This window comes from Actinocrispum wychmicini (assembly GCF_004345645.1).
Taxonomy (GTDB): Bacteria; Actinomycetota; Actinomycetes; order Mycobacteriales; family Pseudonocardiaceae; genus Kibdelosporangium; species Kibdelosporangium wychmicini.
The window spans coordinates 352,724-373,658 of record NZ_SLWS01000002.1 but is presented as its reverse complement, the minus strand read 5'-3'; the positions used below and the strand labels follow the sequence as shown (position 1 = coordinate 373,658).

Here is a 20,935-nt window from a genome sequence, read left to right as displayed (position 1 = left end):
GCGATGGCGAGATCACCTCTCACGGCCGAGCCCGTGATCGGGCGACGCTATCCCCATGAACAGCGAAAACACCGACATCCGGCCGTTTCGGATCGACATCCCGCAGGCCGAGCTGGACGACCTGGCCGACCGCCTGGCCCGCACCCGGCGGACCACCGGCCAGCTCCCCGGGTGGGACCGGGGTGTGCCGGCGGGGGAGTTGGCGCAGCTGACCGAGTACTGGGCGAACGGGTACGACTGGCGGGCCCATGAGGCCCGGATGAACGGCTACCCCCAGTTCCGGACCGAGATCGACGGCACCACTGTGCACTTCCTGCACGTGCGCTCGCCGGAGCCGGACGCGTTCCCGCTGGTCCTCACCCACGGCTGGCCGGGCACGTTCGTCGAGTACCTCGACGTCATCGACCGGCTGACCGACCCACGTGCGCACGGCGGTGACCCAGCCGATGCGTTCCACCTGGTCATCCCGTCCATCCCGGGCTTCGCGTTCTCCGGGCCCACCCCGGACGCGGGCTGGGACGTCAACCGGGTGGCACGGGCGTGGGCGGAGCTGATGCGGCGGCTGGGGTACGCGCGGTACGGCGCGGCGGGCAACGACGCGGGCTCGATGGTCACGCCGGTGCTCGGCCGGGTCGAGCAGGTCCCGGCGGTCCACGTGACCCAGGTGTTCTCGTTCCCCAGCGGCGATCCCACCGAGTTCGAGGGCTTCGGTCCGGAGGAGTACCGCAGGCTCACGTTCCTGCAGCGGTTCATGGACGAGCACTCGGGCTTCAACAAGATCCAGTCCACCCGCCCGGAGACCCTGGCGCACGCGCTCGCGGACTCACCCGTCGGCCAGCTCGCCTGGGTGCTCGACCTGCTGCGCGGGTTCGGCGACCATCCGTCCGAAATGGACAAGGCGCTGGACGCCGACTTCGTGCTCACGATCGCGTCGCTGTACTGGCTGACCAACACCGCCGGCTCGTCGGCGCGGTTCTACTACGAGAACGCGCACATTTCGGAGGAACCCGCGTCGCGGGGGACCGTGCCGACCGGGGTCGCGGTGTTCGCCAACGACTTCCAGGCCATCCGCCCGTTGGCCGAACGCGACCACAACATCGTGCACTGGAGCGAGTTCGACCGCGGCGGGCACTACTCCGGCACCGACGCGCCCGACCTGCTGGCCGACGACCTCCGCTCGTTCTTCCGCGACTACCGGTAGGGGACCACCATGACGATCAACCGTCGCCATCTCTTCTCGCTCGGCGCGGCCGGCGCCGTCCTCGCCGCCACCGGCCAGCCGGCGTCCGCCGACCAGGGCCCGGACGACGAGGCGCTGGTCCGGTCCCTGCCGGGTTTCCGCAGCGGGTACGCGAACGTCAACGGCATCCGGATGCACTACGTGGCCGGCGGTCGTGGCCGGCCGCTGGTGCTGGTGCCGGGGTGGCCGCAGACCTGGTGGGAGTTCCGCAAGATCATGCCCGCGCTCGCCGCCCGGTACCGGGTCATCGCGGTGGACCTGCGCGGCCAGGGCGGCTCGGACAAACCGGCCGGTGGGTACGACAAGAAGACCATGGCGCGGGACATCCACGAACTCGTCCGCCACCTTGGATACTCCACTGTGGACATAGCGGGGCACGATATCGGCGCCATGGTGGCGTTCAGCTTCGCGGTCAACCACCCGGACAGTACCCGCACGGTGACCATCATGGACGTCGCCCACCCCGACGAGAACCTGTTCAAGATCCCCATGCTCGCGCCGCCCGGCCAGCCGGTGAACGTGTGGTGGTTCGCGTTCAACCAGGTCCGGGGCCTGCCCGAGCAGTTGCTCGCCGGCCGGTTCCGGCCCCTGGTCGACTGGCTGTTCGACACCCTGCTGGTCAACCCGGCGTCCGTCGGGGATCGGGACCGCGCGGTCTACGCCCGCGCCTACTCCCGGCCGGACGCGATCCGCGCGGGAAACGCCTGGTACCAAGCGTTCTATCAGGACATCGAGGATCAGACGGCCTACCGAAAGGTCACCGCCCCGATGCTAGGCCTCGCCGCCGAGTACAACGACACCCTGGCGGAAGTGTTGCCGGGCAAGGGAACCGACGTCCGCCTGGCCAAGATCGCCGGCTCGGGCCACTTCCTGCCGGAGGAACAGCCGGACGCGGTCGTCAAGGCCCTCACCGACTTCCTCGGTTGATCACTGGGGCGGCCAGAGGTGGAGCTTCTCCGGGATGACGCGGACGATCAGGCGTTCCGCGTCGGGTTCCGGCGGTGGAGTCTGGCCGCCCATGTAGCGGTCGTACATCTCGTGCAGGAGGCGTTTCTCCGGGTCCTCGGTGATCTCGACCGTGCCCCTGATCTCGACGTACTGGCCGGCCGTCCGGGTGACGAGCAGGCTCACTCGGGGGTCACGGGTCATGTTCCGGGTCTTCAGGCGGCCCTTGATCGTGCTGAAGACGACCGTGTCGCCGTCGCGCTTCACGAAGATCACCGAGGACTGGGGGCGACCGTCCGCGTTCGTCGTGGCGAGCACCGCCGTGTGCGGTCCGTCGAGCAGGTCGCGGCTGGGTTCGTCGAGTTCCATGCCTGTGCAGACCGCCGCGAGTCCCCAAAGGGATCGCCGGTGGAGAAAACTACAGGGAGAGTGGAGAGCAAACCGCAATGGCGGCGGCCGTGTGATCGGGGACGCTCGGTCGCATGGAGAACTTGTTCTTCGCCACCGGTTGGCGAAAACACGCGTGGCTGGTGGCGGGAATCACGATCGGGCTGTTCGGCACGAACAGCGAATGGGCGATTCCGGTCGCCGGCTGGTTGTTCTCGATCGGCCTGATGCGGTTCACGCGCAGCTCCGGTGTGCTCGCCGGACTGCTGTGCGTGGTTCTGTCGTCGGCGGCGACGACAGTGGTCTATGTCGCGGCCGCGGGCCAGTTCGAGGTCCTACCGATCCTGCTCGGCTGCCTGGTGCTGAGCCTGATCCTGAGCGTTCCGCTGCTGGTCGACCGGCTACTTTTCCGGCGTTTGCCCGCGTTTGCCGGCAGCCTGGTCTTTCCCGCCACCCGGGCGGCGGCCGAGTTCCTGGTGGCGGCGGTCAGCCCGCTTGGGACGATCTTCGGGCCGCTGGCGGCGACCCAGTCGACCAACCTGCCGCTGCTGCAACTGGCGTCCGTCACCGGCGTCTACGGGATCAGCTTCGTGATGGCCTGGGTCGCGCCGGTCGTCAACATGACGCTGGAACGCCGGTTGAGCTGGCCGTCGATCCGGGGCGGCACGCTGGCCTACGTTTCGGTGCTCGGGCTCGTCCTGCTCGGCGGTGGCCTGCGGCTGGCCATGGCACCCACTCCGCCGAGCCTGGTCCGCGTCGCGGGCGTCAGCGCGTCGCTCACGGCCGAGGCCCGGATGCGGGAGATCGACAACTTCCACACCCCGAGCGTCCAACCTGAGCAGAAACCGGTGCTGCGTAAGGCGTTCGCGGTACTGAACGACGACCTGTTGGCGCACAGCCGGATCGAGGCCGATGGCGGCGCGAAGATCGTGGCGTGGCCGGAGACCGCCGCGGTCGTCCTCGCCGACGACTACGCCGACTTTCTGCGTGCGGCCCAGGACCTGGCCAGGGCGAAACAGATCTATCTGGACATGGGGATAGCCGTCATCCTGGACGGCGCACCAGGTTCCCGTGACATCGCGGTGCTCGTGGCGCCGGACGGCCAGGTGCTGTCCACCTTCGACAAGGCGCATCCGGTGCCCGGCATGGAAAACCTGCGGCCGGGCAACGGAATCGTGCCAGTGTCCGGGACACCGTACGGCAGTCTGGCCAACGTCATCTGCTTCGACGCCGATTTCCCCGGCACGCTACGCACCCACGCGGACATCATGTTCGTCCCCGCCAACGACTGGAAAGGCATCGAGCACATGCATGCGGCGAACGCGGTGTTCCGGGCCGTCGAGAACGGTTACACCCTGATCCGGCAGACCAGCAACGGGATCGCGATCACCGTCGACCCGTACGGCGCGAACCTGGCCAGGACCAACTACTTCAGCACCACGCGGCAGACCATGGTCGCGTCCGTGCCGACGCGGGGAACCTGGACGGTCTACGGCCTGGTCGGTGACCTGTTCGCCTGGCTCTGCGCCGCGGCCGCCGCCGGACTGGGCGCACTGGCTGTTTTCCGGCCGGTCGAACATCCGGGCCAAAAATGATCTCCCCGGCGGAGAAATGCGATGATGCCAGCGGAACGGAACGGGAGACCTGGATGAGGGCGAGACTTGCGGCACCGGTTCGCGCGCTGGCCATGATCGGCCTGTCGATCGCCGGCATCGGCGCGGCGGCCTTGGTCGTGCTCTGCGCGGCGCTGGCGTTGCTCGGCGTCGGCAGGTACGTGTTCCCGCGCGCGGTTTCGCTGCTGCGGACGGTCGCGAACGCGGCCAGGCGGCTGGCAGGCCAGCTCGGTGTGCACATCGAGCGCCCCTACGGCCCCGAGACGGACGCCGCCGCGCTGCTGGCGGCGCGCACGACCTGGCGGGACGTGCTCTGGGCGTTCCTCGACCCGATCATCGGCACGTGGGCGGCCGCGCTGGCGCTTGGCATGCCGCTCTACGGCGTGTACGGCGCGGTGGTGCAGCCATTCGTATGGCAGGCCAACGCGCGGGCCGGCGGCACCAACTCCTACGGCGTGATTCACGTGACCTCGACGGCCGACGCGCTGGCGGCGATCCCGGTCGGGCTCGCGTTGGTCGCGCTCGGCCTGTACCTCGGGCCGATACTGCTGCGGTTGCGGGCCCGCTGGGCGCGCGACCTGCTTGGGCCGTCGCAGACGACCAAGTTGGAGCGACGAGTCGAGACGCTGGTGGAAACGCGCGCGGACACCGTTGACACACAGGCCGCGGAACTGCGCCGGATCGAACGGGACCTGCACGACGGCGCGCAGGCCCGGCTGGTCGCGTTGGGCATGGGCCTGGGCAATGCCGAGCGGCTGTTCGATGAGGATCCAGAGGCGGCCCGCCAGCTTGTGGCCTCGGCGCGGGAGGCGTCTTCGAAGGCGTTGGACGAACTGCGCGACCTGGTCCGGGGCGTGCATCCGCCGGTGTTGGCCGACCGGGGCCTCGCGGACGCGATCCGCGCCCTGGCCCTGGATTCGCTGCTCGACGTCGACGTCTTCGCCGATCTGCCCGGCCGGCCGGCGCCGCCGGTCGAGTCGGCCGTTTACTTCGCCGTCAACGAAGTGCTCGCCAACACGAGCAAACACGCCGGCGCGGCAACCATAAGCGTCACCATCCAGTACCGGAACGGCGTGCTGAGCTGCGATGTGGTCGACGACGGCAGCGGCGGCGCCGATCCGGCCAACGGCACCGGGCTGCGTGGTGTCCAAAGCCGGTTGGCCGTTTTCGACGGGACGATCGTCGTCGACAGCCCACCCGGCGGCCCGACCCGCGTCCACCTGGAGGTGCCGTGCGCGATCAGGTCCGAGTAGTCGTCGCCGAGGACCTGTTCCTCATCCGGGACGCGCTCGTCCGCATGCTCACCGAGCACGGCTTCACGGTCGTGGCCGCCGTGGACAACGGCCCGGCACTGCGCAAGGCGTTGGCCGACGAGCGGCCCGACCTGGCCGTCGTCGACGTGCGGCTGCCGCCGACGTTCACCGACGAGGGCCTTCAGGCGGCGATCGACCTGCGCCGCCAGCGGCCCGGCTTTCCGGTGCTGGTGCTGTCCCAGTACGTCGAGCAGCTCTACGCGCGGGAACTGCTCGCCGACGGCGCCGGAGCAGTCGGTTACCTGTTGAAGGACAGGGTGTCCAACACCGAGCAGTTCATCACCGCGGTGGACTCGGTGGCCCGTGGCGGCACGGCGATGGACCCAAAAGTGGTCGCCAAACTGCTGACCCGAGGAGACGCGCGCGGCCGTACAGCCGAACTGAGCCCCCGCGAACGTGAGGTGCTCAGCCTGATCGCCGCGGGGCGCTCGAACGCGGCCATCGCTCATCAACTGACGATCTCGGCCAGCGCGGTCACCAAACACATCGCGAGCATCTTCGGCAAACTTCACCTGCCGGAGTCCGAGGACGACAACCGTCGCGTCCTGGCCGTGCTCGCGTATCTCAACCGCTGACCACCGCCCCGGGCGACTCTTCTTGGCATTACGTCAACAATTGTGAGTGCCGGAACTCGCTTCTACATCAACTTGACAGCGGAATGTGACACCGCAAAGCTGCACGCGGGCGATCGACGATTACTCCAGATTGGGGTTGCCGACCCGGCCACGATGTGCAGGGGAATCACGTCGAGCGTGTGAATGACTGTTTACCGGGGAGTAGCGCGGGTGGGCGGTTTTTGGCGGTTCCTGGACGACGTTGAGCCGCGACTGGCTTCGTGGCCGGTCGACGACTTGGTTCGGCTGGTTGACGCGATCGAAGGGGGCGGGCAGAACAGCCCAGTACTGTCCGTCGAGCGATGCATGGGACGGTCGTTGACCGTTGACGAGCTGGGTTTGGTGATGTTGAAGGTCCTGGCTCCGGCCGGTCTGGGGACCCCTCCCGAACCTTTGCGGTTGGCTTTCACCCGGGTCGCCGAGTTGGCGGGGCCGTGGGCCGCCGCCGTCTCGGTGGGGGCCATCGGGTGCGCTGGACCGAACTGAATCACCTGGTACGTACGTGCGCGACGCGCTCCCGCGGAATTGTCCAGAACGGAGCAGATGTGCAGCCGGCAACTGCGATATCGGCGGGTGGAACGGCGACGCCGTGGCCGAGGTCGGTCGAAGTGCTCAGCCGCCTGGTGGCGAGCCGGGTCAGCTCGACTGTCCGAATTCTGCGGGGGCAGGTGCGCGCGTTCGACGAGAACTTCCCGGAGTGGCAGTACTCCCCGAACGCGCGTACCGAATGGGTCGACCGCGTGGCCGTTTTGCTCGTGCTCAGCCTGATCAGTGGTCGTTGCGGGTGCGGGCATCACGTCCGGTCCTGCCGGCCCACATCGACGTCCTGCCGGTGCTGCGTGCGCGGTCACGCGCTGCGGGCGTGGGACCCAGCGGAGGTGCAGCTGGGGGTGTTCCTGGCCAACGCGGTGCGGGGGAGCGCCGATACCCGAAGTAGGAGTGGCACACCGGTCCGGGTGGTCTGGGGTGACGCGTTCAGCCGGAGCATGCTCCGGCCCGTGCTGGATCGGGCCGGGCTGGAGCCGATGGTCGTCGGGGATGTGGAAGTTCGCCGATGTGCGATGTGCGCGCACCGGTTCGAGCGTCCGGCTGGTGTGGACGCCTGCTCGGAGTGCGGTCACGCGGACACGGCGAAGCTGAATCGGCGCGAGGTGAGGCGGCACGTGTTGCTGTATCCCGGGGCCGGGGGCTACCAGCGGGTTCGTCGGGTGCTGTGCCGCGAATGCGGCGGATACTTCGATGCGGCACGGGTGGAACGAGGGAAGGGGTGCCCGCTGAAACAGTGCCGTCACACCCGCCAGTTGCGGTGCGCGACAAGGGGGTGTGGCCAGTGGCGGGAGGTCGACGACCTGATGTCCCGGTGCGAGGGCTGTCGCGGGTATCTCACCGTACGGTGTCCGGGGTGTCCGGCCAGTTGGACGGTCGGTGAGGTGCTGCGGGATTCCGGGAGCTGCCGACGGTGTGGCCACGGTCTCCTGGAAGCGCTCGACGAGCGCAAGTTGGCGCTGTGCCGGACGCAGGAGGTCTGGGTACGGTGACCGAGACGCACCTGCCACGTTCCGACCGTGGCTTTGTGGCCGACGCGGCGCGGATGCTGGCCGCCAGCCCGGTCGAGGTTCCCGGACATGAGCTGCGCACCGCGGACAGCGGGTGGGTCGACCTGGGCGCGGTCTCCGGCGACGCGCTGACGGTGACCCTGTTCCCCGTCGGCGATGAGCAGGTCGACCTCGACGGCTGCTGGATCGTCGCGGCCCGACCGGACGACCCCTATCGTTACGAGCGGCTGGACCGCAACGGCCAGTGCCATTTCCGTGGTCTCGCCCGCGGCCGATGGGCGGTCAGGCTGCTGGCCACCGATCGACCTCGGTCGGTCCCCGACGACGCTGAACCGTCGCGGACCCGGGAGGTCGGCCGGCTGCTTGAGTCCGTTGTGGACGATGACCCGATCGTCTGCTGCGAGGCGCTCGACGCCCTGCGTGCCACCGCGGATGGCGATCCCTGGCCGGCTGCGATGGCCGAACCGATCGTGCGGCAGCTGCGGGCGAACCCCGAAGCGATCGTTCGCCGAGCCGCGGCCGAACTGCTCGGAGCGGTCGGTGGCGTCGGCGCGGTCGAACCGTTGCTGGCAGCCGCGGACGACGCCATGTGGTCCGTACAACAGGCCGCCGTGTGGAGCCTGGGACTGATTGCCAGCTCGGCAGCGGTGGCCAAGCTCGTCGAGATCAGCAACAACGCCGACCGCGATCCCGCCGTCCGGGAGGCGGCGGAGGAGGCGCTCGAACGGCTCGGCGAGACCGAGTGGGACACGCCGACCCCGGTCGTCGAACGCGCGACGCCTGCTCTGCCGGCATCGTCCGCTGACGCCGTCCAGGTCGCGGCGGGACGTTTCCCGGAGATCGACCCGGCCGTCGGCTCCGTCGTCGAGCAGGACGGCGTGGCACTGCTGGCGCATCCCGACTTGTTCGACGCGGACACCCTTGCCCTCGCTGTGGCTCCCGGCGACGCGCTCGGCGGCCATATCGCCTCGTTGTGGGCGATCGGCACGGTCCGGGTGCACTCCGGCGCGTTCGACCGGCTCGGCCAGCTCCGGTTGCGCGATGTCAGTGCGAGACGGTACGAGTTGCGGATTCACCCGCCGGGCCGGCAGCCCGCCGACCGGACCGTGCGAGACCTTTCCGCGCAAGCGGCGACACCGGTTCTGGTGCGCGGCCCGTCCGTTGCCACCGAGCAGGAGTTTGTCGCGGTGCTGGAGGTGTCCGATCCGGACGGGCGCACCATGACGATCCGCCGAGCCGCGGACGGCAGCATCATCGCGGACGTTGTCGGGCTCGGGATCACCGACCGGCGGCTGGTCGTCCGGCTCCCGGTGCGGGCCGCCGGCGGACCGGAGTATCTGCTCGCGCCATTGCGGTGGAACCACCAGACCGACCGGTGCGGAGCGCGGCTCGTGCTGCACGACACAGACCGGCTGGAAGGCAACGGCGGGTTGGCGATCCACAGTGCCGACACGCTCGGTCCGGAGTTCGCCGACGCGGTTGCCGTGTCCGTTCGCCGCGCCTATGCGGAGACCGTGGACGCCTGGGCGGCGCTGGCTGCCGATCCCGGCGTGCACACGCGCATCGCATCGGTCATTCGCGCCGGTCGCCTGCCGGACGCTGACGGGTCCCGGGAGCCGGGATGAGCGAGATAACAGGGCAGCACACCGATGTGCTGACGGCGGTCCGTTGCCTCAACCGCGGCCAACGGGATCGGGCCATGCGGTTGCTGACCCGGTCGTACGCCGAGGATCCGGCCGATTTCCGGATCACCCACGCACTCGCCCTGATGTCGCTCTGGCAGCTGGTGAGCGGCCGGGCCGGGACCGTCGCGGATTGGCGGCTGTGCCTCGGACTGTGGGCGAACCTGCTCGCGGAGCCCCGGTTCTGGACCTGGTTCGCGACCGAGGCCGGCCACCGGTACCGCGCCGCGGTTCCGGCCGGCCACGTTGACGCCGCGCGCGAGAAACTGGAGCAGTGGTTGTCCCAGACCGTGGCCCGCTGCGCCGGGGACGACCTGGCTGTGGCGCTCGCACTCGAGGTGCGCGCGGCCAAGCTGGTGGCGGTCCGTGGGGGTGTCTCGGCGCCGACCGCGCACCGGCCGATCCCGTGTGGACCGATGCTGATCCGGCATCTCGCGCTGGACGAGGAGTGCCACCGGCTGACGGCCGGCTTGCTGGCGTCACTGGACGAACAGACCCGGCGCGCCGCCATGTACTTCTCCCGGCTGGGCATGGCCGTGGTGCACCTCGACCGGGATGCCCCCACAGCGGCTCTGGCTTGTCTTGCCGAGGTCTGGTGTGCCGACTGCGAGCGGCACGCGGGCCGCCTGGGTGCGGCACCACGACTCTGTCGAGAGGGCTGTCCGTCCTTCGCCGAACTCAACCCGGCGTACGCGCGCGTGAACGCCGGTCAGATGCGGTTTCTCGTCGCCGCGTGCACGCTCACTGTCGAGGCACATCTACGGATCGCCGAAACGGCACTGTCCTCAATGGATCTCGACGTTCCCACGGCACGCGAACATTGGCGAGCAGCCGTGGAACTACCTGGGTCCGCTGAGCTGGTCCGCCAGCACGTCACCGGATTCGCGTTGCCGCGAGTCAGGTTCCTCCAGCGGTCGCGTCGGCGGGACGACGCCATCGCAGTGCTGCAGGCGCTTCCCTTGGACGTCGAGGCGGCGGGCGACGAGGTGTTCGGCGAGGCGACCCGCAGCCTCGGCCAACTGCTGGCGGCACGTGGCGTCGAGTTCGCCAGCCGCACACCACCGGAGTTCGCGCGAGCGCAGGCGGATCTGCGTCAAGCCGTCAAGCTCTGCCCGACGTCCTGGAACGCGTGCCGCAATCTGGTTGTCGTTCTGCAGAACGCCGCGGGGCTCGTGATAGACAAGCAGCGTCCGCTCGGCACGGACTTCTATTCTGCCACGACATTGCTGACCGAGGCGCGTGAGCACGTGACCGCGTTTCCTGGTGGCGGCAAACGCGAAGAGGTCGACGTGCTGCTCCGGTCGATCTCGCGTGCCCTGGGGATGACCTGGAACGCGCAGGCCGTGCGAGCACATGAGCGTGGTGATCACGACGAGGCCCTGCGGATCATCGACCGGGCACTGGCCGAGCTGCCAGGCGACAGCACAGTGCTGCACAACCGGCGGGTCATCTCGGACACGATGCGATTGCCGCAGTTGTCCGACAGCTTGGGCGACATCGACCTGAGCGAGTTGACGCGGCTGTTGGGCCGCGCCGGGAGTCCTTACCCGAGAGGCTCCCGTGGCGTCGGCTACCAGGACGAGTTCCGGTACCCGGAACCTGAACCGCGCCGCCCGTCGGGTGGCCGGTTCAGGCGAGCGTGGCGGGCGCTGGTGGATTTCGTCATGGACCTGATCTTGGAGGCGGGAAGACGGGCGTGATCGAATATGAGGAACTGCGGGTGCGCGTCCGACGCATCGGACGCTGCCGCTACCTGGTGCTGGCGAACGGCCCTGCCGCGGCGGGAGCCGTGGTGCACATCGATCCGGGCAACGAGTTCCGGAGGTCGTACCGCCGGTTGCTCGACGAGGAGTTCCGGCGCGTCGACCGGGCCCACCCCACCGTGCGTGAACGCCTTCGAGAGCTTGGTGAGCGCCTGTTCGCCACGCTGTTTCCCGATCCGCTGGCCAACTGCCTGTTCGACAGCGCGCACCGGGCCGAGAAGGACGGCAGGCGGCTGCGGATCAGGTTCGAACTGGCACCGGAACTCGGCGATCTCCCGATGGAGATCCTCCGCCCACCGCCGCCGCACCGGTGGCTGGTCGGACATGCGAGTCTGTCGCTGACGCGCACCGTGCAGGGAGCCGGGTTGGCACCGGGCCGGTTGCCGACCGCGGCCAGCCGGCCGGAGAAGTTCCGGGTGGTGGCAGTGGCCGCCGGGCGGTGGCGCGACGCGAGCACAGAACCGCGGCTCGATCTCGACGCCGAGATGGAGGCTTTGCGGGCCGAACTGGCCGCCGGCGCCCGTCCGGCCGCGGTGGCCTTGGAGCCGCTTGGCTGGTCGCCTACCGGGCGCCGCATAAACCGCCCGACGGTAGGCAATCTCCGCGCCGCCCTGGCCAAGCACGCCGAGATGCCGACCGTGGTGGTGATAGTCGGGCACGGCACAGGCGGCGACGGCACTCGCGGTGGCCGGGTGTTCCTGGAGAACTCGGACGGTACCCGGGACTCGATCGCGGGCGAACGTCTCGCCACCGAGTTGGCCGCGGCCCCCAACCTCCGGCTTGTCGTGCTGAACCTGTGCGCCGGCGCCGACAACGGGTCCGCCGCGGATCCTGGCTCGGCCGTCGCGGACGAGCTGATCGCCCGAGGGATTCCCGCTGTCGTGGCGATGCAGGCGGACGTCAGCGACTCCGCCGCCAAACGCTTCACGCCCACGTTGCTCGCCGCGCTCGCGGCGAACCGTTCCCTCGACGAGGCCGTCGCAGCCGCCCGCCAGGACCTGGTCAACCCCGAGGACGAGACCACGGTGGAGTGGGCGACGCCGGTGTTGATGCTGCACCAGCAATGCTGGCACACCTGGCTGTTCAAGGCGGTCACGGTCGCCAGCAGCAAGGCCGTCCCGGTCGACCCGCTGGCGGCGGGAGCGCGGGCGACGGCCGAGGTGAACGACCCACCGGACGGGGTGGTCCGGATCGAGGCCCTGGCCGAGGCCGCCCGATTCGCCTGGCTGCAAGGTGACTGGGCGGAGGTCGTCCGGTACGCCGATCTGGGCGGCGACGACGAACGGCTGGACTGGCTGGCCCAGGAGGGGCGGCTGGAGCTGGCCATGGACCGGTGCCGGGCGATCTGCGAGCAGCTCGCCGAGGAGCGCGACCCGAGCGAGGCCCGGGTGCTGCTTGACGGGATTCGAGCCGTCGTCCCCGAACAGATGTATGACTGCCTCGACAGCGAGATTCGGCTCGCGGACAAGGCATCGGGCGCGCTGCGGGCCGCGGCCAAGGCCGCCGAGTCCGGCGAATGGGCGGCCGTGATCGGCTACTGCGACGAGGTTCTCTCCGACTTGCCTGGCGGTTATGGCCGGACCGTGACATTGCGCGAGCATGCCATCGACGAGCTTGACGTGGCGGCGACTTACCAGCGCGGCGGACGGCACGTCAACACGTGGCAATGGCAGGCCGCGGCCGCGGACTACGCGGCCGTGGTGGCCCGCCGCCCGAACGGGTATCGAGAGGCCGACCGGTGGGAGCAGTACTGCCTCGGGCACGTCGCCGAAGCCGCACGGGAGATTCCCGCGGCGATCGCGGCCTACGCGGCCGCCGGCGACATCGCGGACGCGAGCGGCCGGTCGAGCCTGTGCCAGGCGTGGCAGGCGGAGATCGCCGGCGACTGGCGGGCGGCAGTCGCCTGCTACGAGATGGCGCAACGGTCCGGTGTGGACGATGAGCTGGCGCACGCCTACGCGGTCGGTCGCTTGGCCTTCGCCGACGGCGAGTTCGCGCGGGCGGCTCTGATACTCGGCGAGCTGCCCGAGTTGTTGTACGGCGACGCGCGGGTGCGCGGCCGGTTCGCCGAAGGCAAGGTCGCTTTCGCCACAGCGAACTGGGACCAGGTCCTGGACGCGTTGCATGTGCTGCCGTCCGACTTCCTGCCGGACGAGGTGGGCCGCATGCGTGGGCTCGCCCGCGCACATCTGGCGGTGGCTCGGGAGGAATGGCAGGCCGTTGTCGAAGCGCTGCAGGACGTCTCCGAAGACGACGAGGTCCGCGTGCTGAAAGCCACCGCGCTCGCACACGTCGCCTTGGAACGCCGTGACTGGCCGGCCTTCGTGGCGGCCTTCACCGGCACTGTGCTGCCGACGGCCGACTTGGCGGAGCTTTGGGAATACGCCAAGGGCAGGGTGGCGGAGGCGGACGGCCGGCTGGCCGAGGCGTTGGACGCCTACCAAGGCATCGCCGACGCGGTGCGGGATGTCGTCGCCCGACGGGATCTCGTCCGCGGTAAGATGGGCGAGGAAGCCGGTGACTGGTCGGCGGCCGAGCGCTGGTGGGCCGCCTTGCCGACCGACTTCGAGAACGCGGGCGCGCTGCGCGGGTACGCCGCCGCGCGGGCGGCCCTCGATCGTGAGGACTGGCTGGCGGTGGTGACGGAGGCCGGCCGGCTCGGCGGGTTCCGAGATGCCAAGCAGCTCGAATGCTACGGTCGCGCCCGCGCTGCGGAGTCCACTATGGACTGGCTGGAGCAGGTTCGGCTGTTCGCTGAATGCCACGGATTCCGTGACTCCGATGACCGGCTGACGTATGCGCGCGGTCGGGCGTTGGCCGCCGACGGCCGCTGGCGTGACGCACTCGCGTGCCTTCTCCCACTGGCTGACGACCATCGGGACGTGCTGCTCCTGCGCGCGCGGCTGGCGGACCTCCTGACGTCGTTCGGCTGGGCCGAGGGGCTGGGTGACAGGAACCTGGTACCTGATCCAAGCGCTGAGGCCCGAGAGGACTTCCCGTATCGGGTACTTGCTGCCTTCGGCGTCGGCCCCGCGGCCTCGATGGCACGGATCAAGGACGCCGAAATCCTTGCCATGCGGGAGAACGCGACCGCGGCCATTGGTGTCGCCACCCTGCGCTCCTGGAAGACACGCCTGGGTGTGGACGCGGATCTCTACCCTGTCCGCGATCCGGCCCGCCTGCGGGCGGCATTGGGCGCGCTGGTCGATGACGAGCCGGACGTTCAGTTTCAGCGACTGTGCTCGGCCGTCGCGGACGACCGCCCGCTGCTGATCCTTCTGCACCTCGGCCGGGAACAGGCGATGAACGCCTGGGAGGAGCGACTGCGGGCCGACCCCGCGGACACCGCCGTCGCGCACTGTCTTGCGATCGCGCACCAGTGGTCAGCCCGGGACCTTGACCAGGCCGGGGCCTGGGAGCACGGCCGGATGGCCTGGCAGCACTGCATCGGGATGTGGGTGACCGTTCTCGGCGACGAGACGTACTGGGAGCGTTGGCGCCGGGAACGTTCGGACTGCTACCAGTTCATGGTGCCGGTCGCGGAGGTGCGGCGGCTGCGCCGGGTGGTGATCGCCGACCTGGTCGCGGAGTTGCACCGGATCGCGGAGCGGCACGACGACGACGGTCGACCCACCATGGCCGAGAGCTATCGCAGGCTCGGCCTCGCCGTTCAGGTGGAAACGCTGGGCCGCGGGCTGCTCGCGGAGGTGGGTGGGATCACCGCCCCCGTAGGTACCCGCGTGATCGGCGGGCCGGTGTACCTGCGTGCCGTCGGACTGTCCACATGCGTCGGCCGGCTCGTCGCCGACCTGATGCGCCGCCCGGCTCCCGAACTGTCTGATGAGGACATTTCAGCCGCGTCGGCCGACGTCGTGGTGTCCGACGAACTGACCACCAGGCTGCGGGCGGCGTTCTCGCGGCTCGGCCCCGCGCAGACACTGCTGGAGGCGGGCCGGCCGACGCGCGCTTTGGCGGTGCTGCCCGACTTTCCCTACGCGAACGTGGCCGAGGTGCTGGCCGCCCCCGGCTGTGACTGCCCGATCCCGCTCGACGAACTGTGCGAGAGCTGCGACAGGTTCCTCGCTGAGGATCCCGCGTACATTGGCCTGGCCGGCCGCGATTTCCAGCTGTGGCAGGACGCCGTGCGGATCACCGTCGAGTGCCACGTGGGGATCGCGCGCGACGCGGTGCTCGGTGCCGAGGAGTCCGGTGTGGACATCGCCGTGCGATCGATCGGCACCGCCCTCGGTCGCGCCGCGGTCGTGGGCCTGGCCGGGCGGGCCCAAGGCACGATCTCCGACCTGGTGAGTGCCTGTGTCGACGCGATGACCGCACCGGGGGAGGGGCGGAGCCAGCGCCCGAACCGTGCGGTCGAGTTCGTCGAGACGCTCCGCGGCGAGCTGGCGTTGGACAGTCCTGAACTTCGCCGAGCCCACGCCGAGGCGCTTTATCACAGAGCACAGGCGATCGCGCAGAGCGACGAACCTGATGCCGGCGACTACGACCGGGCGATCGCCGACCTGCGCCTGGCGGTCGAGCTCAGCCGCACCACCTTGATGGCTCGGGTCGGCCTGGCCCACACGCTGGTGGACCGGTGCAACGACCAGCGGTGGTCGCGCGGCCGTGCGGCGGCGGTGGCCGAGGCGCTGACCGTGCTGGGCGAGGGACTGCGCCTGGCGACAGGGATGGGGCCGTTGCTCGCCGCCCTCGAGACAGCGGCGGCGATGGTACAGAAGCTGATCTTCCAGGCGATGCCCGAGGACGAGCTGATCGCCTTGCAGCCCACCGTGGACCGGCCGGCGGAACCGGCGACCGCGAAGGCGGTGCGGCTTGCCCAGGCGGCCGTCCGAACCGACGCCGCAGGCGATTCCCGAGGGGCACTTCTGGTTGCTGTTGAGGCGGTCCAGGCCGACCCGACGGCCGTTTTCGCCAGGGACGCGCTGATCGCCCTGGTCAACCGCTGGGCCGCCCGCGATCCCGATGGGAGCACACCGTGAAAGATCCGCTGACCGAGTGGGGCGGTCCGTTTCCCTACGACGTCTTCGCCGATATCGGCATCTCACCGGAGTCGCCGCACACCGAGGTGCAGGACGCTTCTTTCGTGCTGCTGCGGGAGAACCGGCTCACGCACGAGGCGCAGGTGGCGTGGGACGAGCTTCGGCATCTCGATCGACGGCTGTTCGTCGATCTGTTCATCTACCCCGACGGGGCCGAGGAAGGAGCAGCCGACGATGACGAGCGATGACAGTCGCTGGCCGCTGGCCAGTCACCTGCTGGAGCGGATGAATCTCCGCGACGAGCTGGACAGCCTGCTGGAGTCGCTGATCCCCGTCCTCGACTCGTTCGACCGGCTGGAATGCCATGTGAACAACGGAAAACCGCTCGATGACCCGGCCGACCTGGTGGTGACCTGCGTCCGGATCGGTGAGCAGATGCGCTCGGCGCTCGCGGACAGTGGGCTGGTTCCCTTCGGCGCCCGGGGAGATTCCGTCGATCTCGGCGGATATCGGGTCATCGGCGCGCGGCCGTGTGCGGACCTGCCGGCGCGCACCGTCGTCGAGGTGGTACGGCCCGGCTATCAGAAGGACGGCCGGATCTTCCGGTCAGCCGAGGTGATCGTCGCTGACGGAACAAAGGAGTCGCAAGCGTGAAAGCAATCGGCATCGACCTCGGCACCACCAACACCGTGACGGCGATCCACCATCCGGACGGGAAAGTCACCGAGGTCGTGGAGAACGGCGAGGCGAAGCCGTACACGCCGTCCGTCGTGGGCGTGCACACCCGCAAGACCGGTGAGGAGGCGACTGTCGTCGGCCAGGACGCCGTCGACGGCGCTGGAAACGCCACCTGCACGGTGTTCTCCGTCAAGCGCCTGATGGGCCGTGGCGTCTCCGAACCGGAGATCGCCGACGTGCGCAAGCGGTTCCACTACGAGATCGTCCCGGCTTCGCCGGAGGACCCCACGGCCGCGATCCGGATGGGGAGCACGGTGCGCACCCCGCCGGAGATCTCCAGCCTGATTCTGCGCAAGGTGTGTACGGACGTGGCGCGGTCGCTCGGCGGACAGGTGACGCACGCGGTGATCACCGTGCCGGCCTACTTCGAGGTGGCCCAGCGTGCGGCCACCCGCAAGGCCGCGGAGGCGGCCGGGCTGAAGGTGAAGCGGCTGATCGACGAACCCACGGCGGCGGCCATCGCGTTCGGCATGCGCGAGGCCGGCACCACCGGAAAGCGGGTGCTGGTCTACGACCTCGGTGGCGGCACGTTCGACATCTCCCTGCTGCAGATGGTCCAGGACCAGGACGGGCGCAGCCACTTCCATGTGGTCGGCGCCGCCGGCGACAACTGGCTCGGCGGTGACGACTTCGACCACCTGATCGTCGACAAGGTGCTTGAGGAGGTCCGTGACCGGCTCGGCACGGCGCCACCGGACGACCAGAGGTTCCGGCGGGCGGTGAAGGAACACTCGGAGAAGGTGAAGTGGAAGCTGAGCAACCAGGACTTCGCCGTGGTGAACATCCCGGGCGCGTTCCGGATGCCGGCCGACGACGGTCCGCTGATCGACGTCTACGTCGAGTTCACCAGGGAACAGGCCAACCGGATGTTCGCCCCGCTGGTGGCCCGCACCATGGCGCTCGTCGACGACGTGCTCGCCGAGGGCAACTTCACCGCCGAGGACATCACGGACGTGCTGCTGGTGGGTGGCTCCACGCTGATGGCGAGTGTGCGCGAGGCGGTGATCGCCCGGTTCGGCGTCGGCAAGGTGCGGATGGGCGTCAAGCCGATGGAATGCGTCGCGCTCGGGGCGGCGATCCTGGCGAGCACCGAGACCGGCCTCGAATGCCCGTCCTGCGAGACGGCCAACGGCGACGACGCCGAGAGCTGCCAGAATTGCGACCATTCGCTGCTTGAGGTGGGATCGGACGACGGGATCGTCATCTACGAACAGACCGCCATGGCACTGGGCATCGCGGCGATCGACGGGGACAACTCGGACGCCTTCGTCGAGATCATTCCCCGCGGCACCAAATATCCGCTCCGGGAACCGATGAAGAAGATGTTCACCGCGGCCGCGCGCCGCGTCCGGATCCCGGTTCACGAGGGCGTGCACAAGGTCGCCAGCAAGAACCGCGTGCAGGGCGTCGTCGAGGTGGAACTGCCCGAGGGGCTGGAACCCAACAGCGACGTGGAGGTCAGCTTCAACTACGACCGGGATCGTGTCGTCACGGTCATGGTCCGAGTGCCGGGGACCACCTTCGTGCAGGCGACGACCCTGCACCCGCACGTGGTCGACGACCGGCCGCCGGCCGCCGACGACGCCAAGGAGGACCTGGAGAGGTCCATCGACCTCGTGGAGGACTTCCTGGTGCGGTTCGACTCCTACCTTGAGCCGTTCCACGGCGACCGGATCAAAGGCCGCCTGGTCAAGGCGAAGGCGGCGTTCCGCGGTGACGACAGCGCCGAACACCGGCGCTTCAACGGGTTGCTGCTGCGCGACCTGGACTCGGCCGGCTTGGCGACCACGCTGTACTACGCCGACATCGTCGCTGACCGGGCGGAGCCGGCGGACAGCGAGCGCATCCGTCGAACCGCCCAGACCGTGCGGGAAGCCCACGAGCAGCGCAACGAGGCCCGGCGGGCGCATGCCGAGAAGATCCTCCGCGAGTTGATCGAACGGGAGTTGCGCAAGCTGAGCGGGGACACCATGGCGGACGCCAGCGACCTGCTTCGGACACCGCACTCGGCGACGAGCCGATGAGCGGCACAGCCATCGGCGTCGACGTCGGCAGCCTCGGGCTGCGCGTCGCCTGGTCCGGTCCGGACTGTCAGCCGGTGGAGTTGGGCGAGTCGGCGGCGGCCGAGGACCAACCGTGGGTCACGGCCGAGTTCGAGGCCGGCACGATCAACTTCGTCACTGCCCGGCACCTACGATCAGCCGCCGCCGTCCATAAACTCGTGACCGAGCTCTCGGCCGCGCGGACACGCGTCGGCACCGAGACAGGCCACCAAGTTGATCGGGTGGTGTTGACCGTGCCGGCGCGCATGGAGTCCCGCGACCGGATCGGCCTGCGCGCCTTGGCGCGCAGGGCCGGTTTCACCGACGTCCATCTGGTCAACGACGCCATCGCCGCGGCCCTCGGTGAGGACGGCTCGGTCCCGGCCCGGACCGTTCTGGTGTACTCGCTGGGCTACAGCGGGTTCGAGGTCGGGCTGTTGCGCGTGGCCCGAGGCCAGGTCCGGGTACTGCACCACATGGCGGCGGACGCGCCGAGCGGGGCCGGCATGGACAGCTGGATCATGAACACCTGGCTGCGCGCACTCGGCCAGCGGGAGGCCGACGACCTGACGGACTGGACCGCGGCGGAGTGGACGCGCCTGCGTGCCGTCGCCGAGGAGGCGAAGCACCAGTTGGCGGCGAACCAGCCGGTCCGCCGCTTCTGGCCACCTTGGTCCACCGGGCCGTCGCTGGTTCTCGAGACTCCCACCCCGGAGGAGTTCCGTCAGCTGACCGACGCGCAGGTCGCCGCGACAAGGGACCACGTTCGTGAGGTCCTGGCGGACGCGAAGCTGTCCGCCCGGGACATCGACGCCGTGCTGCTTGTCGGCGGATGCACCGCGTTGCCGGCCGTGCCCGCCATGCTCGACAGCGAACTGGGCGTTCCGACCCGCCGAACAGGCCCGAACCATCTGGCCTGGGGAGCCGCCGTGTACGGGGCCCGGTTGGGGCCCATGGACGCCGAGCCGGACCAGGCCGCCGAGTTCATCGATGTGCCGGAACAACCGGTCGCTCTGACCGGCCTGACTCTCCCGGCCCATGGCGTAGCTCCGGACACGACGCGTCCGTCGGACCCGATTGCCGACGCACGGCGGCTCTGGTCCGACGGCAAACCGGACGACGCGAAGGCCCTCCTGACCGCGCTGATCGACCGCGCCGGCCAGTTGCTCAAGGAGATCGCCGAGAGTACGTCTGAGACAGAGTCTCTCCTCGCGGAATCGACACAGGAGGCTCGCGACCGTGCCCGGCGCGCTATCGACCGTGCGGTTCGCCGGTTGACGAAGGGGCAGTTGGCCGACGCGGTGAGCGAATCGCATCAGGCGTGGGAACTGGCGCCGGATCTGGATGACGTCTTCCAGAAGATGATCGACGTCCATCTCGCGGCGGCCAGAGCCGCCGACACACCGGACCGGTTCGCCGACGCGTACCGGTGGCTCAACTGTGCCCAGGCGCACGCCAGATTCAACCAGGAGGTCGTCGACTGCCTGGTTGAGCGGATGTTCGCGCACGCGCGCCACCATCATGATCGCGGCCAGCTCACCGAGGCGATGGGTCTGCTGGAGCAGTGTCTGAACCTCGACCCCGACCATCCAGGTGGGCAGGAGCTCAGCGCCGAGATCGGCGCGCACACCCACGGCTGAGGCGGCGGTAGCCGGCGACAACGGCACCGCTTCCGGCCGCCCCGAGCGCCCAGGCCGGGGCGAGCACAGCCACGATCACCACCGCGGTCAGCACGAGGACGACGCTGATCAGTACCGGGAGCAGCAGCCGCCGGGCGTTGTCCGTGCGGCCTGGGCTGTCGACGATATGTTCGATGGTGGCCAGGAACGCGTGCACGTTGTCGCGCCCTGTCTCCGCATGCCGTTCGACAGTGACATCGTCGCTCACCGATCGCCCTCCTCCAGGACCCGCAGCGTCACGGGGCGCCGGCGTCGTGCGCCGAATCAGGCACCCCCGCCATCTCGGTAGGGGTGAAACTGAGCGAGGGCCGTGCGGCACCGAGCGGGCGAGGTACACTCCCTGGTGATCGCCACGTTTGCCCCAGA

General features: G+C 69.6%; 15 protein-coding genes. 13 read left to right on the top strand and 2 right to left on the bottom strand.

Annotated elements, in window-relative coordinates; genetic code table 11:
- The first annotated feature begins 55 nt into the window (after nucleotides 1-55).
- Both EV192_RS10240 and EV192_RS10235 read left to right on the top strand, forming a co-directional pair.
- A complete protein-coding gene (locus EV192_RS10240; RefSeq protein ID WP_132113765.1) occupies nucleotides 56-1,201 on the top strand; it encodes an epoxide hydrolase family protein in 1,146 nt (381 codons plus the stop codon).
- A gap of 9 nt (nucleotides 1,202-1,210) precedes the next feature.
- Nucleotides 1,211-2,167 carry an alpha/beta fold hydrolase gene (locus EV192_RS10235; protein WP_132113763.1) on the top strand — a complete coding sequence of 319 codons (957 nt, stop codon included), beginning with the start codon at nucleotides 1,211-1,213 and terminating at the stop codon, nucleotides 2,165-2,167.
- Here the strand turns inward: EV192_RS10235 and EV192_RS10230 are convergent, their stop codons facing one another.
- Nucleotides 2,168-2,554, bottom strand: coding sequence for a PPOX class F420-dependent oxidoreductase (locus EV192_RS10230; RefSeq protein ID WP_132113761.1), 387 nt, complete (start codon nucleotides 2,552-2,554; stop codon nucleotides 2,168-2,170).
- A gap of 113 nt (nucleotides 2,555-2,667) precedes the next feature.
- On the opposite strand from EV192_RS10230, the gene EV192_RS10225 reads away from it, so the two are divergent.
- The 11 genes from EV192_RS10225 to EV192_RS10175 all read left to right on the top strand — a co-directional run bounded on the left by EV192_RS10225 (nucleotide 2,668) and on the right by EV192_RS10175 (nucleotide 20,530).
- Complete coding sequence (locus tag EV192_RS10225; protein ID WP_132113759.1) at nucleotides 2,668-4,167, top strand: nitrilase-related carbon-nitrogen hydrolase; 1,500 nt, start codon at nucleotides 2,668-2,670, stop codon at nucleotides 4,165-4,167.
- Between the two features lie 53 nt (nucleotides 4,168-4,220).
- Complete coding sequence (locus EV192_RS10220; protein ID WP_132113757.1) at nucleotides 4,221-5,438, top strand: sensor histidine kinase; 1,218 nt, start codon at nucleotides 4,221-4,223, stop codon at nucleotides 5,436-5,438.
- Between the two features lie 44 nt (nucleotides 5,439-5,482).
- Nucleotides 5,483-6,073 (top strand): LuxR C-terminal-related transcriptional regulator, encoded by a 591-nt coding sequence (locus tag EV192_RS10215; RefSeq protein WP_424923354.1) that lies wholly within the window; start codon nucleotides 5,483-5,485, stop codon nucleotides 6,071-6,073.
- A gap of 647 nt (nucleotides 6,074-6,720) precedes the next feature.
- Nucleotides 6,721-7,650 carry a hypothetical protein gene (locus tag EV192_RS10210; RefSeq protein WP_132113755.1) on the top strand — a complete coding sequence of 310 codons (930 nt, stop codon included), beginning with the start codon at nucleotides 6,721-6,723 and terminating at the stop codon, nucleotides 7,648-7,650.
- Nucleotides 7,647-9,293 (top strand): HEAT repeat domain-containing protein, encoded by a 1,647-nt coding sequence (locus EV192_RS10205; protein WP_132113753.1) that lies wholly within the window; start codon nucleotides 7,647-7,649, stop codon nucleotides 9,291-9,293. The genes EV192_RS10210 and EV192_RS10205 overlap by 4 nt, the downstream gene beginning before the upstream one ends.
- Nucleotides 9,290-11,050, top strand: a complete 1,761-nt coding sequence (locus tag EV192_RS10200) for a tetratricopeptide repeat protein (RefSeq protein ID WP_132113751.1) — start codon at nucleotides 9,290-9,292, stop codon at nucleotides 11,048-11,050. The genes EV192_RS10205 and EV192_RS10200 overlap by 4 nt, the downstream gene beginning before the upstream one ends.
- Nucleotides 11,047-16,110: a CHAT domain-containing protein gene (locus EV192_RS10195; protein WP_165960328.1), complete on the top strand. Its 5,064-nt coding sequence runs from the start codon at nucleotides 11,047-11,049 to the stop codon at nucleotides 16,108-16,110. Before EV192_RS10200 ends, EV192_RS10195 begins: the two co-directional genes overlap by 4 nt.
- The gene (locus EV192_RS10190; RefSeq protein ID WP_132113747.1) at nucleotides 16,107-16,358 is read left to right on the top strand and encodes a hypothetical protein; all 252 of its coding nucleotides are present in this window, start codon (nucleotides 16,107-16,109) and stop codon (nucleotides 16,356-16,358) included. The genes EV192_RS10195 and EV192_RS10190 overlap by 4 nt, the downstream gene beginning before the upstream one ends.
- Nucleotides 16,345-16,764, top strand: a complete 420-nt coding sequence (locus EV192_RS10185) for a nucleotide exchange factor GrpE (protein ID WP_132113745.1) — start codon at nucleotides 16,345-16,347, stop codon at nucleotides 16,762-16,764. The genes EV192_RS10190 and EV192_RS10185 overlap by 14 nt, the downstream gene beginning before the upstream one ends.
- Complete coding sequence (locus tag EV192_RS10180) at nucleotides 16,761-18,872, top strand: Hsp70 family protein (protein WP_132113743.1); 2,112 nt, start codon at nucleotides 16,761-16,763, stop codon at nucleotides 18,870-18,872. The genes EV192_RS10185 and EV192_RS10180 overlap by 4 nt, the downstream gene beginning before the upstream one ends.
- On the top strand, nucleotides 18,869-20,530 hold the full coding sequence (locus EV192_RS10175; protein WP_132113741.1) for an Hsp70 family protein: 1,662 nt from the start codon (nucleotides 18,869-18,871) through the stop codon (nucleotides 20,528-20,530). The genes EV192_RS10180 and EV192_RS10175 overlap by 4 nt, the downstream gene beginning before the upstream one ends.
- Here EV192_RS10175 and EV192_RS10170 read toward each other — a convergent pair.
- Complete coding sequence (locus tag EV192_RS10170; protein ID WP_132113739.1) at nucleotides 20,496-20,777, bottom strand: hypothetical protein; 282 nt, start codon at nucleotides 20,775-20,777, stop codon at nucleotides 20,496-20,498. The two genes, EV192_RS10175 and EV192_RS10170, sit on opposite strands and share 35 nt — an antisense overlap.
- Nucleotides 20,778-20,935 lie beyond the last annotated feature (158 nt).